General features: G+C 72.0%; 10 protein-coding genes. 7 read left to right on the top strand and 3 right to left on the bottom strand.

Annotated elements, in window-relative coordinates:
* Positions 1–6: 6 nt before the first annotated feature.
* The 5 genes from OG741_RS29975 (at position 7) to argF (ending at position 9119) form a co-directional block, all read left to right on the top strand.
* Positions 7–2553, top strand: coding sequence for a hypothetical protein (locus tag OG741_RS29975; protein WP_405603048.1), 2547 nt, complete (start codon positions 7–9; stop codon positions 2551–2553).
* Complete coding sequence (locus OG741_RS29980; RefSeq protein WP_405603049.1) at positions 2550–4667, top strand: hypothetical protein; 2118 nt, start codon at positions 2550–2552, stop codon at positions 4665–4667. The genes OG741_RS29975 and OG741_RS29980 overlap by 4 nt, the downstream gene beginning before the upstream one ends.
* Complete coding sequence (locus tag OG741_RS29985) at positions 4667–6673, top strand: hypothetical protein (protein WP_405603051.1); 2007 nt, start codon at positions 4667–4669, stop codon at positions 6671–6673. Before OG741_RS29980 ends, OG741_RS29985 begins: the two co-directional genes overlap by 1 nt.
* A gap of 81 nt (positions 6674–6754) precedes the next feature.
* Entirely contained in the window at positions 6755–7987 is a 1233-nt protein-coding gene (locus OG741_RS29990; RefSeq protein ID WP_405603053.1) for an arginine deiminase, read from the top strand.
* Positions 7988–8087: 100 nt separating this feature from the next.
* Positions 8088–9119, top strand: coding sequence for an ornithine carbamoyltransferase (argF, locus tag OG741_RS29995; protein ID WP_405603054.1), 1032 nt, complete (start codon positions 8088–8090; stop codon positions 9117–9119).
* 194 nt (positions 9120–9313) lie between these two features.
* On the opposite strand, the gene OG741_RS30000 is transcribed toward argF, so the two are convergent.
* Complete coding sequence (locus OG741_RS30000) at positions 9314–9733, bottom strand: ATP-binding protein (protein ID WP_405603055.1); 420 nt, start codon at positions 9731–9733, stop codon at positions 9314–9316.
* 239 nt (positions 9734–9972) lie between these two features.
* On the opposite strand from OG741_RS30000, the gene OG741_RS30005 reads away from it, so the two are divergent.
* Together OG741_RS30005 and OG741_RS30010 are read left to right on the top strand one after the other, a co-directional pair.
* On the top strand, positions 9973–10800 hold the full coding sequence (locus OG741_RS30005; RefSeq protein ID WP_405603057.1) for an enoyl-CoA hydratase family protein: 828 nt from the start codon (positions 9973–9975) through the stop codon (positions 10798–10800).
* 86 nt (positions 10801–10886) lie between these two features.
* Entirely contained in the window at positions 10887–13325 is a 2439-nt protein-coding gene (locus OG741_RS30010) for a bifunctional salicylyl-CoA 5-hydroxylase/oxidoreductase (protein WP_405603059.1), read from the top strand.
* 4 nt (positions 13326–13329) lie between these two features.
* On the opposite strand, the gene OG741_RS30015 is transcribed toward OG741_RS30010, so the two are convergent.
* A complete protein-coding gene (locus tag OG741_RS30015) occupies positions 13330–14136 on the bottom strand; it encodes a PaaX family transcriptional regulator C-terminal domain-containing protein (protein WP_266481982.1) in 807 nt (268 codons plus the stop codon).
* Between the two features lie 4 nt (positions 14137–14140).
* On the bottom strand, positions 14141–15757 hold the full coding sequence (locus tag OG741_RS30020) for an AMP-binding protein (protein WP_405603061.1): 1617 nt from the start codon (positions 15755–15757) through the stop codon (positions 14141–14143).
* Positions 15758–15852 lie beyond the last annotated feature (95 nt).

The raw sequence follows: 15852 nt of genomic DNA on the forward strand, positions 1-15852 counted from the left end.
CCGGCCGTGACACCCGAACACCACACTCCGTCCCATGCGGTCTGCCTCGACCTGCGGTCCTCAGCCCGGCCGCCCGCCGGCAAACCGCCGCTGGAGCGCGCGGTGGCCGAGGCCCTGGACGAGCCCCAGGAGGGCGACGAGCGGCGCTTCCTCGTCATCGACGACGCGTGCGACCTCATCGCCCATCAACTCCTCTACGAGCAGCTCTACTCCTACGGACCGGCCCAGGTGATCTGCCTGGCGCTGGGCGCGGGAGACGACCGGACCCTGCGAAGGCCGCTCACCCTGCGGCCACCCGCCGCCGGTGTGCTGTGGCTCCTCGACGTGTCCGGCGGGGCGGGCACCACGGGAGGCGGCCCGCGGCCCGGGGCGGACGAGGCCCTGCGCCCGCTCGTCGAACTCCTCGTCCTGCCCGGGGTGTTCGACGCCGTGCTGAGCGCGCTCGGGGATGTCGTCCACGGGGTCGCGGTGCCTGCCGTACGCATCCTGGAACACGATCTGACGGACGACGCCAGGACCAGGTCCTGGTGGCAGGCGCTGGAGAGCCTCGTCGGACAGGAAGGCCCCGCCCCCGCGCTGGGAGACGCCCTCCCAGCCGAACTGGCGCTCCTCCTCGGCGACTTTGTCCCGCGCAACCTGGAGAGCCGGGCCTGGCTGCTGCCCGGCGGCCCGGCCGAGGCGCGGCACCAGGAGTGCGGCGCGGCGCTGCGTGACGCCGTGGACGGATACGAGCAAGTGCGCGGCTGGGCCGGGCTGTTCACCAGGAAGGCCGGGGAGGCGGATCTGCCCGGCCGCCTCGAACGGCTGTCGTTCGCCCTGGCGGGGTACCAGGAGACGATCGCCGGGGCGCTGTCCGACGGCGGCGGCGTACGGCTCACCTCCGAGCAGCGCAGCCGGCTGGTGGAGCGCGGTATCGATCTGCCGGAGATCCCCGAAGTCTCCCGCAGCAGCGTCGGACCCGGCCTGCGCGGCTTCACGGAGAGCCTGATCGCCAGGCGCCTGCCGCTGCGTTCGGTCGCCGCCCGCCTTGCGGCGCTCTCGGACCGCTCGGCCCCTGCAGGCAGTACGGCCAGGCTCGCCCGGCTCGACGAGATCTGCGACCGGACCTATCTGGCGCATCTCACCTCGCCCGTGCCCTTCACCGCGGGCGGTTCACGGCGCATCGCGGCCCTGGTGGCCTTCGTTGTGGCCCTGGCCGCCGGGCTGTGGCCCGGACTCGGCTGGGCGCTGGGACCGGCCACCGGGCTTGCCGGGGCGGCACTCGCCGTCCTCATGCTGCGCCGCCGGCCCAACCGCTCGCCCGACGGCAGACTCGACGGCGGGGGCAGTACGGGGGCTCCGCCCCGCCTGTTCGGCGGTCTGGCGGGCGGGCTCGCCGGGGCGCTCACCGGTCAGCTCCTTGCGCTGCCCGCCTGGGCCGGTGCGCTCGCCCTGGTGATCTCGCTGGTGCTGCTTGTGCTGCTGGCCGTACGCCAATGGACCGCGGCCGTCGACTCCTGGTGGCGCGCGATGGACCCGGAGTTCGCCGGGCAGATGGTGCGGGAGGTCGATCAGCTGCTCATCGAAACGGCCGTCCACGACTGGCTGTTCGCGGATGCGCGCTACCACTGCTCGGACGGCGCGCGAGCCGTCTCCCTGCTCCTTCGGGGCCTCGCGGACACCGCGGAACAGCACACTCCGGGCGGCTCGCCACGGCCCGTGGCGGCGCGGGAGGAGGAGCAGGGGCCGGAGCCGTCGACGGGAGCGGATCCGCAGTCTGCGCCATGGAGCTGGGACAGCTGGGGCGACAGCGCGGCCGAGGACGGCTGGCTCGATGCCACGGCGACGGCCGGTCCCGCGGGTGGTCCGCAGCCCGCCGGTTCTCCGGAGCACGCCGACCTCTTCGAGCCCGCCCGGGCCCAGGAGGCGGTCCGGGCGCCCGAAGGGAAGGACCAGCCACCGGCCGAACCCTGGAACGCCGAGCCCGTCGCCGATCCCGCATGGCTGGAGCGGGAGCGGGGAGACGGCGGCCCGGCGCTGGTCGACACGCTCGTCTCCGACCTCATGGACGGAGTGGCCCTCATCGTCAAACCCTGTTGGGGAGCCGTCGAACGTGACCCGTCGAACGCGGGCCGGATGCCTCTGGAGCGGCCCATGGGCGAGCTGCTCGACGAGGTGCACACCCGGCTTCAGCGGGACGGAGCGGCCTCTCCGCCGCCGTACGCCTCCCATCCCGAACGGCGCCCGGGCGCACCCCAGTTGCTCGGGGTCTCGGCCGAGCGGGTCGCCTGGCTCCTCGGATCGGGCGGTGTGGCCGAGCAGGCCGTACCCCTGTGCGGTGCCGAACACCGGCGGATGCTCTCCAAGGACCCGGTGGCGATACGCCAGGTGCGGTTCGTCCCGGAGGCGATGCGCCGCGGCGCCGAACAGGACGAGGCCCAGGACAGCTGGCGCGGCGCTGCCGAGGACGTGGTGTGGACGGCTGCCGGCCGCCACGCGGGCGTACTGCGGCTCGTGCCGCTGCGCGCGGAGACCGTCCGCACCGTCAGGGGAGAGGAGGGCGGTGCGCCGTGAACCGGCCGGAAGGCGGTGCGCACTTCGCGCAGGGACCAGGACCGGACGAGCTGGAATTCTTCACGCACAAGGAGGACGCGGTCCGGTTCGCGGCCCGCTTCGGCGCGGACCGGCCGACCCCCGAGCGGCCTTCGCTGCTCGCCCGCAAGGTGATCCTGGGCGCGGGCTGGCAGGTGCACCAGTACCGGCTTCCGCTCTCGGCCCAGGGCGATCCCCAGGCGTACGGGACGCTGGAGCGCGAGGTGGCGGCGGCCGTCGCTCTGGAACGGCGCTACGGCTCCGAGCGCTTCGGCGAGGTCTTCACCCGGATGATCGGCTTCGACCTGGAGGCCCCGGAACCCTTCATCCTCTACAGGATCCACGGCGGTGAGCCGATCAGCGCCCGGCGGGGCGCCCTGAGCGTGGACGAGCAGCACCGTGTGCTCGCACAACTCGCCCTGTCCGTAAGGCTGCTGGAGGACGTGGGCCTCGTACACCGGGCCATCGCGCCGGAGACCGTCCGCTGGGACGGCACCCATGTGCGCCTCACCGAGCCGTACGGCGCGCTGCGCACCAAGGAGCCCAGGAGCGCGTTCGGCGCGGCTCCCTGGGCGTCGCCGGAGCAGCGCGAGGGCACCGGCGTCGCCGATGCCAGGGACGATCTGTGGGCCGTGGCCCAGCTGATGTACTTCCTGCTCTCCGGTCGGGCGGACAAGGGTACGGGCCCGCCCGCCGACCTCGCCGACTTCCGGCGGCTGGCCGCCCTTGACCACGGCGGTGTGTTCGCCCCGCTGGCGCAGGCGAGGCCCACGCCGGCGGAACTGATGCGGCTGCTCAACGTCTCCGACCCGCTGGCCACGGCCGCCGGGGCCAGCGACCCCCTCGGCCGGGCGCGTGCCGAATACGACGCGCAACGCGCCCGCAAGAGAAGGGAGCTGGGCCTCGACGGGCACCCCGACGAGGCGATCACCACCCCGCCCTCACCCACCCGCCGCTCCCTGCGCTCGCTGCTGGGCGTGCCACCGCCGGCGAACGGAACAGGACCCTCACCGCCCGCCCCCGAGCCGCCTGCGCCCACCCGTTCGCGGCTCTGCCCCCACTGCCTGCTCCCGGTCACGTTCGACGAGAGCATGCTGATCACCATCTCCGCCAAGGGCGATCGCGTACCGCTCGACCTCAGTAAGGAACACCGCCCCGCACACCGTGAGGACGCGCTGCGCCAGGCGTTCCACCGCTGCCCCCACGCCGACGGGGACAGGTCCCACGAGCTGCCGGTCCCGTATCTGACCAACGGCGAGCCGCTGTCCATCGCCCTGGTGGGCAGCTCGGCCGTGGGCAAGACGCATCTGCTGGCTGCCATGCTCGGCGAGATCGAGCAGGGCGGCCTCGAGCCGTACGGACTCAAGTGCCTGCCGCTCAACCCGGCTTCGCACCGCACCTTTCTGCGGGAGCGGGTGCAGGGACTGCACCAGGGCAAGCAGCTGGCCCGCACGGGACAGCAGACCTTCGCGCGCTTCGCCGACGGTCTCCTGGTCACCGGGCGCGCGGCGACCAGGCCGGTCGTCTTCTTCGACCTCGCCGGTGAGGACCTGGCCGAGGAGGGGGAGGTGACCGGTTTTCTGATGGGGGTCGGCGCGTTCATCTTCGTACTGGATCCGCTGCGGGCACTGCGGTTGCCGTTCCTCGACCCGGTGCGCGAGCGCAACAAGCTGCGGCGGCGCGATCTGGGCGACGAGGCGTTCACCACCGTCCTCAACCGGATTCCGCGGCGCGGGCCCTATATCGAGGCCCCGGCGGCGGTCGCGGTGAACAAGAGCGACCTGGTGCGCTTCGACCCGTCCGTGGACCGCTGGCTGGGCCGCGCCCTGCCGCCGCACTTCGACGCGGAAGCGGTACGGGCGGAGAGCCGTGACGCCTACGCGTTCGTGTCGCATCACGCCAGCTCCGCCTGGCTCAAGCCGTTCGACGACTGTGCCCGCTGCACGCTGCACTTCGTGGCGGCGACCGGGGGACAGGCGAGGGGCGACGAATTCCCCCACGGTGTCAGGCCACGTCGGGTGCTGGCGCCACTGCTGTCGATCTTCGCCATGTGCGGGCTCCTGCCGGGAGCGGAGCCGAGAGAGGTGGGCGCCTGATGGTCCGGCAAGAGGAATCGGTGGACCAGATCGTCTTCCGCTGGGACGCGGACAACGCTTCGGGCACCACCGGATTCGGCCCGGTGGCCTGGTCCTGCGGCCAGGAGCACGCCGACATCGTCTTTCGCAGCGCGGCCGCGCTGCTGCGGGCGACCGGCGAGGACACGGTGCCGGCGCTGGTCCGGCTGGAGCGCGACAACAGTGCGCTGCTGCTGCACCGCACTCCCTGGCGCGACGAGAGCGGACGCACCCAGACGATCTGCCATGCGCTGCTCGGGTCGTCCCAGACACTCGACCCCGAGACCTGTCTCGGGCTGCACACCTGGCGCTGGGAGGGCAGCCAACTCCCGCTGGACGAAGTCCGCGGGCCCGTCGGCCAGGTGCGGGCGGCCGAGCTGATCGGCTCGGCCATGGAGGGACAGCGCCGGCTGTCGGGGAGCCTGGCGGGTGTGGAGGAGGAGCTGACCGGCCTGGTCGCGGAGTATCTGCGCCATCCGCGGCACTGCTTCACGGTGCTCGACCGGCAGGGCGGCGACAGCGCCTGCCGGGTGCTGTGGGGAATGGCGGGCATCTTCGGCGGGCTCTTCGAGAAGGGCTGGACCTTCGCCACCCACGACACCGCCGAGACGCCGCTGCTGCGCTTCGTCTTCGTGCGGAGCTGGCCGGGCGCGGCGGCTCAGGAGACCCAGCGGCTGCGTACGGATCCGCTGGAGCACCGCCGCGACCGCGCCCAGCAGCTCGCGTCCGAACTGGTCCGTCACCATGTGCGGGCGCAGGTCGAGGGGCGGGAGTTCGAGGTCGACAGGGAGCTGCGGCAGGCCGCCGCGCGGCGGGCGGGGGCCGGGGGCGGACGCGAAACCCTGCTCGACACGGTGGAACGCGCCGTGTCGGCCCTGGAGAGCGCGGGACGGGACCGCACCCGCCGGGCGGAGGAACACCGCCCGCCGCCGTGGGAGGCGCCCGTGGCCCAGGCACGTGAGCCCTACGCCAGGCAGCCGGACCCGTACGCCGAGCGTGAGAGGCACGCCGACCGCGAGATGTACGCCAAGCCGGACCCGTATTCCTGGCGCGAGCCGCATACGACGCATCAACGGCCCCCGGTGCAGCAGCCCCGGACCGTCGCTCAGCCCGCCTCGCACCCGAGCCCCCTCGCCGGCCCGCGCACGGTCCCGCAACCGTCCCCGGGCCCCGCGGCCGAGCCCGAAGTCCGCGTCGTACGGCCGGAATGGCCGCTCCCGCAGGGCAGCCCGCGCCGCCTCGTCCCCCGCGGCCGCCGCGGACGGCGGCCCACCGTCGAGCACCAGGAACTCCTGGCCGTCCTCGCCGCCTTCCCCGATCGCTACAACGGCTCCGCGGCCCAGGCCAGAACCGTGGTGCAGGGCGCCGCGGACGAGGATCTTCTGTACGCGCTGCGGGCGAGCATCCACTACGAGGCACTGACACTCGTGATGGCGGAGATCGCCCGCAGATGGTCCCACTGGCCGCAGCGCCAGCGCCGTCACCTGTGCGACACCGTCCTCGACCTGGACCTCTTTCTGACTCAGACGCATGGGCTCGGCATCGGAGGTCCCGGTGACGAGATCCGGGCCGCCAACGCCGCGGCCCTGTACAGCTGGGCGATCCGGCCTCTGCTGAAGGACCCGGCCGCGAACACCCGGCTGGCCGAGCTGCTGCCGCGTTTGAGCACCGGACCGCACCGGGCCGGGCGCGCCGCGGTCTGGCAGATCGTGTCGGGCGAGCGGCCCGGACTGCCCGAGGCGGTGTGGTTCTCCCTGCTCAGCGCGGCGCACGGAAAGCGACAGTCGGACACCGTCGCCCCCGAAGCCCGGGCCGTCCCGCACGGGCTCCCGGACCGCCCTGTGCCGGACCGGCCCCCGCCGCCTTCGGCGGCACCGCCCGATCCCGACCGCTCCGCTCCACAGGACGGCCGGATGATCGTCGTCGCCCTCGCCGGGGTGCTCGTGGTGGCCGTTGCCCTCCTCGTGGTGCTGTGGAACGTCGTGTGAACGCTCGCGGACCATCAAGATTCACCGGATGAGTAGCTGTTCGCAGGTTGAATGGCGCTCAGCGCGGGTGAGGATGGGGTCATGGGATTCCATGTCGACTCCGAGACCGGGCGGCTGCGCCAGGTCATACTGCACAGGCCCGATCTGGAGCTGAAGCGCCTCACGCCCAGCAACAAGGACGCGCTGCTGTTCGATGACGTCCTGTGGGTGCGCCGTGCCCGCCAGGAGCATGACGGGTTCGCCGACGTGCTGCGCGACCGCGGGGTGGAGGTGCATCTCTTCGGCGACCTGCTGCGCGAGTCGCTGGAGATCCCGGAGGCCAGGAAGCTCGTCCTGGACCGGGTCTTCGACGAGAAGGAGTACGGTCCGCTCGCCACGGATCACCTCCGCGCGGTCTTCGACGAGCTGTCCTCGGCCGACCTGGTGGAGGCGCTGGTGGGCGGCATGACCAAACGGGAGTTCCTCGCCGGTCATCCCGAGCCGACCTCTGTCCGCTTCCATGTGATGGACCTGGACGACTTTCTCCTCGGCCCGCTGCCCAACCATCTCTTCACCCGCGACACCTCCGCCTGGATATACGACGGCGTCTCGATCAATGCCATGCGCTGGCCCGCGCGGCAGCGCGAGACGGTCCACTTCGAGGCGATCTACAAGCACCACCCGCTCTTCACCAGTCCGCAGGCGGGGGACTTCCACCACTGGTCGGAGGGGCAGGACGACTATCCCTCGACCATCGAGGGCGGTGACGTCCTGGTGATCGGCAACGGCGCGGTGCTGATCGGCATGAGCGAGCGCACCACCCCGCAGGCCGTGGAGATGCTGGCACGCGGGATGTTCGCGGCCGGTTCCGCGCGGACCATCGTCGCGCTCGACATGCCCAAGCGGCGGGCCCTGATGCATCTCGACACCGTGATGACGATGGTCGACCGCGATGTCTTCACCCAGTACGCGGGGCTCGGGATGCTCCGCTCGTACACCATCGAACCGGCTGAGGGCAGGCAGGCGCTGAAGGTCACCGACCATCCGCCGGAGCACATGCACAGCGCGATCGCGGCGGCGCTCGGTCTGAAGGAGATCCGGGTGCTCACGGCGACGCAGGATGTGCACGCGGCGGAGCGCGAGCAGTGGGACGACGGCTGCAATGTCCTCGCCGTCGAGCCGGGTGTCGTCGTCGCGTACGAGCGCAATGTCACGACGAACACCCATCTGCGCAAGCAGGGCATCGAGGTGATCGAGATCCCCGGCAGCGAACTGGGCCGGGGCCGGGGAGGCCCTCGCTGTATGAGCTGTCCGTTCGAGCGCGACGCCGTCTAGCCGGCCGGGACCGCCCGGCCGGGACCGTCTGTATAGCAATACAGGCGTACGTATATACTTCCACGGTCCCCGCATTCGCGACCCAGGAGCAGCAGCCACCATGGCGATACATCTCGAAGGCCGCCACTTCCTCAAGGAGCTGGACTTCACCGCCGAGGAATTCCGCGGCCTGATCGATCTGGCCGCGGAGCTGAAGGCGGCCAAGCGGGCGGGAGCCGAGGTTCAGCGGCTGCGGGGCAGGAACATCGCGCTGATCTTCGAGAAGACCTCCACCCGTACCCGCTGCGCCTTCGAGGTCGCGGCCGCCGACCAGGGCGCCGCGACGACCTATCTCGACCCCGTCGGCTCGCAGATCGCACACAAGGAGTCCGTGAAGGACACCGCGCGCGTACTCGGCCGGATGTACGACGCCATCGAGTACCGCGGGCACGGCCAGGGCGTGGTGGAGGAGCTCGCCGTGCACGCCGGTGTCCCCGTCTACAACGGGCTCACCGACGAATGGCACCCCACCCAGATGCTCGCCGACGCGCTGACGATGACCGAGCACACCGACAAGCCGCTGGACCAGGTCGCGTACGCCTATCTCGGCGACGCCCGCTACAACATGGGCAACTCCTACCTGGTCACCGGCGCGCTGCTGGGTATGGACGTGCGGATCGTCGCCCCCCGGCTGCTGTGGCCCGACGACACGATCGTGGACCTGGCGCGCGGGCTGGCCAAGGCGTCCGGTGGCAGCGTCACGCTGACCGAGGACGTCACCGAGGGAGTGCGCGGTGCGGACTTCGTCGCCACCGACGTATGGGTCTCGATGGGGGAGCCGAAGGAGGTGTGGGACGAGCGGATCGCGCTGCTCGGCCCGTACGCCGTGACCATGGACGTGCTGCGCGCCACCGGCAACGAGAACGTGAAGTTCCTGCACTGCCTCCCCGCCTTCCACGACCTGGGGACCAAGATCGGCCGCGACATCTATGAGAGGCACGGTCTGACCGAGCTCGAAGTCACCGACGAGGTCTTCGAGTCCGAGCACTCCGTCGTGTTCGACGAGGCGGAGAACCGGATGCACACGATCAAGGCGATCATGGTGGCCACGCTCGGCCGGACGGGACCTGGCCAGGCCGTGTCTGACAAATAGCGCCGTCCGCCCGCAGGGCGGGGTGCGCGGCGTCCGGTGCGTGCAATCGCAAGGCGGTGGGGGCACCCCTGGACGAAGTCTGGGGGAGATCATCCTCGTACTGGACGTACTTGGATGACTCTGACAACGCAGCGAGTGTGCGTGCCGGGCGTCGCGCGCCAGGCGAGATTTGTCAGACACGGCCTAGGGAGCCGTCAGCTCCGCGACGGGAGGGTGAACCAGACCGCCTTGCCCCCGTCGGTGACTCGGTGCCCGCAGGCCGAGCTCAGTGCGCGTATCAACAGCAGCCCCCGGCCGTGCTCCTGCAGGGCGTCGGGCTCGGGGCCGGGTGCGTGCCGGGACAGCCGGCCCGGCGGGACCGGGTCCCCGTCGTGGACCTCCACCTGGCAGCCCGTCGGGAGCAGTTCCACCACCAGCTGGATGGGGCTCCCGCCGCGCGTGTGCTCCACCGCGTTGGCGACGAGCTCCGCCGTGAGCAGCTCGGCCGTGTCGCGGTCCGCCGACGCCTCGATGTCCGCCAGTGCCGTACGCACCAGGGCGCGGGCGATGGGCACGGCGGCCGCGGAGTGCGGCAGGGCGACGCGCCAGGAGGCGGGGCCGGAGGCTTCGAGCAAGGCGGGGAGTTCCGTTCGACGGGGGAGGTCCGGATTTCAACCCTAGAGAGGCATGGGCGCGAAGAAGGGGCCCGTGCCCATCTTGGGCAGGACCTGTGCCACGCCTGGTACGAGACCTTTGTCTCGGTACAAACGGGTTACAAGCTCGTATCGCGTAGTCGTGACGGGAGTCACGTAAGAGTGATAACTTCGGAAGGGCGGGCAGCAGCAGACCGCCCGCCTGAAGGAGGCCACACTCCATGAGCCCCTTTTCCGGCTCCGCGCAGCGCACCGAGCGCTGGCGCCATCTGCGGATCAGCACGCAGGACGGCGTCGCGACCGTCACCCTCGCCCGCCCCGAGAAGCTCAATGCCCTCACCTTCGGCGCCTACGCCGACCTGCGTGATCTGCTCGCCGAGCTGTCACGGGAGCGGTCCGTACGGGCGCTGGTGCTGGGCGGCGAAGGGCGCGGGTTCTGCTCCGGCGGGGACGTCGACGAGATCATCGGCGCGACCCTCTCCATGGACACCGCCCAGCTCCTCGACTTCAACCGGATGACCGGTCAGGTGGTACGCGCGCTGCGCGAGTGCCCCTTCCCGGTGATCGCGGCGGTCCACGGCATCGCGGCGGGCGCGGGGGCGGTACTGGCGCTGGCCGCGGACTTCCGCGTCGCGGACCCGTCCGCGCGTTTCGCCTTCCTGTTCACCAAGGTGGGCCTCTCGGGCGGCGACATGGGGGCGGCCTATCTGCTGCCGAGGGTCGTCGGCCTCGGCCACGCCACGCGACTGCTGATGCTCGGCGAACCGGTCCGCGCTCCCGAGGCCGAACGGATCGGCCTGATCAGCGAGTTGACGGAAGAGGGCCAGGCGGACGCGCGGTCGGCCGAGCTGGCCCGCCACCTCGCGCAGGGCCCGGCCCTGGCCTACGCCCAGACCAAGGCCCTGCTCACCTCCGAGCTCGACATGCCGCTCGCGGCCTCGGTGGAACTGGACGCGGCGACGCAGGCCCTGCTGATGAACGGCGAGGACTACGCGGAGTTCCACGCGGCGTTCACGGAAAAGCGCGCCCCGAAGTGGCGGGGGCGCTGACCATGCCGCGCCGCCCGTCTCGGGGCTCCGCCCCGGACCCCGCGCCTCAAGCGCCGGCGGGGCCGGAGAATCCAGCCCGTCCGGCGATGGAGGAAACTTCCCCTGCGCCCGCGGGCGCCATCTCAGCCCGTCCGGCGTTTGAGGACACGGCCGAAGGCCGTACGGGGTCCGGGGCGGAGCCCCACGTCGGGAAGGGGCGGGGCGGGGAGAGGCCCGCCGCAGGCGCCGCGCCCCGTCAGCAGGGACAAGCCCACCCCCTCCGCGTCGCCGTCATCGGCGGCGGCCCCGGCGGTCTCTACGCCGCCGCCCTGCTCAAGCGCCTCGACCCCGACCGCGAGATCACCGTCTGGGAGCGCGGCGCCCCCGACGACACCTTCGGCTTCGGCGTCGTCCTCTCCGACGAGACCCTCGGCGGGATCGAGCACGCCGACCCCGTCATCTACCGCGCGCTCCAGGACGAGTTCGTCCGCTGGGACGACATCGACATCGTCCACCGCGGCCGCACCCTCACCTCCGGCGGCCACGGCTTCGCCGCCCTCGGCCGGCGCCGGCTTCTGCAGATCCTCCACGACCGCTGCGCCGGTCTCGGCGTACAGCTCCGCTTCCGCACCCCCGCCCCGCCCGCCGCCGAACTCGCCACCACCCACGACCTGGTCATCGCCGCGGACGGCGTGAACAGCCTCACCCGCGAGGCGCACGCCGACGCCTTCGCCCCGCACATCACCACCCACCGCTGCCGCTACATCTGGCTCGCCGCGGACTTCGCCTTCGACGCCTTCCGTTTCGAGGTCGCCGAGACCGAGCACGGCGCGATGCAGCTGCACGGCTACCCCTATGCGCCCGACTCCAGCACCGTCATCGTCGAAATGCGTGAGGAGGTCTGGCGGGCGGCCGGTCTCGACCGCTGCGACGAGCAGGAGTCCATCGACCGGTGCGCCAAGATCTTCGCCGACGCGCTCGACGGCCGGCCGCTGCACGGCAACAACTCCGCCTGGATCGCGTTCCGTACGGTCGTCAACGACCACTGGTCCCACGGCAATACGGTGCTGCTGGGCGACGCCGCCCACACGGCCCACTTCTCCATCGGCTCCGGAACCAAGCTCGCCGTCGAGGACGCCCTCGCGCTCGCCGCCTGCATCGAGGAGCAGCCCGACCTCCCCGCTGCCCTCGCCGCGTACGAGAGCGAGCGCCGCCCCGTCGTCGAGTCCACGCAGCGCGCGGCGGCCGCCAGCCTGCGCTGGTTCGAGGAGCTCGGCACGTATCTCGACCAGCCGGCCCGGCAGTTCGCGTTCAATCTGCTCACCCGCAGCCGCCGCGTCACCCATGACAATCTGCGGCTGCGCGACCCGGCGTTCACCGACGCCGTCGAGCGCGACTTCGGCTGCCCGCCCGCCACCCCGCCGATGTTCACGCCCCTCACGCTGCGCGGGCTGACCCTGCGCAACCGCGTGGTCGTCTCGCCCATGGACATGTACTCCGCCAACGACGGTGTCCCCGGCGACTTCCACCTCGTCCACCTGGGCGCGCGGGGCCTCGGCGGGGCGGGCCTGGTGATGACCGAGATGGTGTGCGTGAGCGCACAGGGCCGTATCACCCCCGGCTGCACGGGTCTGTACACCCCCGAGCAGGGCGCCGCCTGGCGCCGGGTCACCGACTTCGTGCACCTCCACGCGCCCGGCACCGCGATCGGCGTGCAGCTCGGGCACTCCGGCCGCAAGGGCTCCACCAAGCTCATGTGGGAGGGCATTGACGAGCCGCTCGACGAGGGCAACTGGCCTCTCGTCGCGGCCTCACCGCTCTCCTACCGTCCCGGCGTGAACCAGGTCCCCCAGGCGCTGGACCGCGACGGACTCGCCCAGATCCGCGAGCAGTTCGCCGACGCGACCCGGCGCGCGGACGAGTGCGGTTTCGACCTGCTCGAACTCCACTGCGCCCACGGCTACCTCCTCTCCGGCTTCCTCTCCCCGCTCACCAATCAGCGCACCGACGCCTACGGCGGCTCCCTTCAGAACCGTCTTCGCTTCCCCCTCGAAGTCTTCGACGCCATGCGCGCGGTCTGGCCCGACGACCGGCCCATGACCATCCGTATCTCCGCCACCGACTGGGCGCGGGGCGGCAACACCGCCGAGGACGCCGTCGAGATCGCCCGGGCGTTCGCCGCCCACGGCGCCGACGCGATCGACGTCTCCACCGGACAGGTCGTGTCCGACGAACAGCCGGAGTACGGCCGCTCGTACCAGACCCCGTACGCCGACCGGATCCGCAACACGCTCGGCATTCCCGTCATCGCGGTCGGCGCCATCTCCTCCTGGGACGACGTCAACTCGCTGCTGCTGGCGGGCCGCGCCGACCTCTGCGCGCTGGCCAGGCCGCATCTCTACGATCCGCACTGGACTCTGCACGCGGCCGCCGAACAGAACTACAAGGGGCCGGGAGCGATCTGGCCCGACCAGTACGCGGCAGGCAGCCGCAGGCCCCCGACCGGCCGCACGGACGCGCCCAAGCCCCGGCTCACCCTGAGCTGAGCGCTCACGCCTGCACGAACGCCGCTCCCGCGTCCCGCAGCAGCGCGTGCAGCCGGGCGAAGACCTCCGCCGACCGTCCCCCCGGCCAGCCCTGCGGCAGCAGTTCGGCCGGCAGCCCCGGATCGATGTACGGCAGCCGCCGCCAGGAGTCCAGCGCCGGAAGATAGTCGCGGTACGCCTCCATCGGGGGCAGCTCGCCGCGCGCCTCCCACGCCCGCAGTCTCGGCTCGTGCAGATCGAGGAACTCCTCGTGCTCCTTGGCGATCGCGCCCAGGTCCCACCAGCGCGCCACCGCCTCCGCCGTCGCCGCGAAGCCGAGATGCTCGCCCCGGAACAGCTCGACGTACGGGTCGAGTTGGAGCCGGCGCAGGGTGTGCCGCGCCTCCTCGTACAGCCGCGCGGGCGCGATCCACACGCCCGGAGCGGCCGAGCCGAAGCCGAGCCGCCCGAGCCTCGAGCGCAGCAGATGACGCTTGTGGCGTTCGGCCTCGGGCACCGAGAAGACCGCGAGCACCCAGCCCTCGGACAGCAGGGGCGATTGGCGGGCGTAGATCCGCCGGTCGCCGTCGTCGAGCAGCTGGCGGGCGTCGTCCGACAGGGCGTACCCGGCCGCGTCGTCCTCGGTGCGTTCGGGGACCAGCAGGCCGCGGCGCTTGAGCCGCGAGACCGAGGAGCGCACGGACGGGGCGTCGACGCCGAGAACCGCCAGCAGACGGATGAGTTCGGCCACGGGGAGAGGGCCCGGCCGCTCGCGTCCGTACGCGCCGTACAGGGAGACGATCAGGGAACGGGGAGTGTGCTGCTCGGCCACGTGATCACTTTAGAGCCCGCAGGCGGAAGCGCTGCAGCTTGCCGGTGGGCGTGCGGGGCAGCGCATCCAGGAAGACGATCTCGCGCGGACACTTGTACGGGGTCAGCCGCCGCTTGACCGCGTCGGTGAGCGCCTCCACGGTCTCCTCGCCCCTCGGGACGCCTTCCCGCAGGACGACATACGCGACCACGATCTGTCCGCGCAGGTCGTCCTCGCGGCCGATCACCGCGGCCTCGGCAACGTCCGGATGCCGCAGCAGGGCCTCCTCCACCTCGGGCCCGGCGATGTTGTACCCGGCCGAGATGATCATGTCGTCGGCGCGGGCGACGTAGCGGAAATAGCCGTCGGGTTCACGCACGTAGGTGTCACCGGTGAGATTCCAGCCCTCGTGCACGTAATCCAGCTGGCGCGGGTCGTTCAGATAGCGGCAGCCCACCGGGCCGCGCACGGCGAGCAGTCCCGGATCGCCGTCGGGAACCGGAACCCCGGAGCGGTCCACGACGCGGGCCTGCCAGCCCGGTACGGGTATCCCGGTGGCGCCCGGCCTGATCGCGTCGTCGGCCGCCGAGATGAAGATGTGCAGCAGCTCGGTCGCGCCGATGCCGTTGATGATGCGCAGCCCGGTCCGCTCCTGCCAGGCCTGCCAGGTGGCCGCGGGCAGATTCTCGCCGGCCGACACGCACCGCCGCAGCGAGCCGGTGTCGTGCTCGTCGATGCGCTCCAGCATCACGCGGTACGCCGTCGGCGCGGTGAACAGAACCGACACCCGGTGGGCCGCGATCGCGGGCAACAGCCGGTCCGGGCCCGCCTGTTCGAGCAGCAGCGCCGACGCCCCCGCACGCATCGGGAAGATCACCAGGCCGCCGAGCCCGAAGGTGAAGCCGAGCGGGGGGCTGCCCGCGAAGACGTCGTCGGGCTCCGGCCGCAGCACCTGCGCGGAGAAGGTGTCCGCGACGGCCAGTACATCGCGGTGGAAGTGCATACAGCCCTTGGGCCGCCCGGTCGTGCCGGAGGTGAAGGCGATCAGCGCGACATCGTCGGCCGCGGTCTGCACCGCCTCGTAGGGCTCCGGGGGCCCGGCGGCGGCCAGCCGCAGCAGATCGTCGGGCCCGTCGCCGCCGTACGCCGTGATGCTCAGCCCCGGCACCTCGGCCTTGGCCAGGTCGTCGAGGGAGCGGATGTCGCACAGGGCGTGGCTGACGGCGGCGATCTCGCACACCGTGGCCAGTTCCTTGGCCCGCTGCTGGGCAAGCACGGTGACGGCCACCGCGCCCGCCTTCATCACCGCAAGCCAGCAGGCGGCGAGCCAGGGCGTGGTCGGGCCGCGCAGCAGGACACGGTTGCCCGGGACGACGCCCAGGCCGGAGGTGAGGACATGCGCGATCCGGTCGACCTGGTCCCGCAGCTCTCCGTAGGTCCAGATCTCGCCGCCGCCGGTCCGGAAGACGGGCCGGTCGGCGCCGAAGCGCTCGATCGTACGGTCCAGCAGTTCGGCTCCGCAGTTGAGCCGCTGTGGATAGTGCAGCGCGGGCAGATCGAAGAGAAGTTCCGGCCACTGCCCGGGCGGCGGGAGGTGGTCGCGCGCAAAGGTGTCGCGGTGGGCCGAGGGTGACAGTCCCATTGTTCGCCCCCTTCTCGTGGTGGGGTCGCGAATCGAGCGTATCGTGAAGGTGACGACAGTCAACAGTCCGCGATACCGTGCTTTTCCGGAGCCCA

The sequence above is a fragment of the Streptomyces sp. NBC_01410 genome, assembly GCF_045040195.1.
Classification (GTDB): domain Bacteria; phylum Actinomycetota; class Actinomycetes; order Streptomycetales; family Streptomycetaceae; genus Streptomyces.

Coding starts and splice junctions, on each gene's coding strand:
- OG741_RS29990 (WP_405603053.1), top strand. CDS start 6,755: ATGGGATTCCATGTCGACTCCGAGACCGGGCGGCTGCGCCAGGTCATA.
- OG741_RS30020 (WP_405603061.1), bottom strand. CDS start 15,757: ATGGGACTGTCACCCTCGGCCCACCGCGACACCTTTGCGCGCGACCAC.
- OG741_RS30005 (WP_405603057.1), top strand. CDS start 9,973: ATGAGCCCCTTTTCCGGCTCCGCGCAGCGCACCGAGCGCTGGCGCCAT.
- argF (WP_405603054.1), top strand. CDS start 8,088: ATGGCGATACATCTCGAAGGCCGCCACTTCCTCAAGGAGCTGGACTTC.
- OG741_RS29985 (WP_405603051.1), top strand. CDS start 4,667: ATGGTCCGGCAAGAGGAATCGGTGGACCAGATCGTCTTCCGCTGGGAC.
- OG741_RS30010 (WP_405603059.1), top strand. CDS start 10,887: ATGGAGGAAACTTCCCCTGCGCCCGCGGGCGCCATCTCAGCCCGTCCG.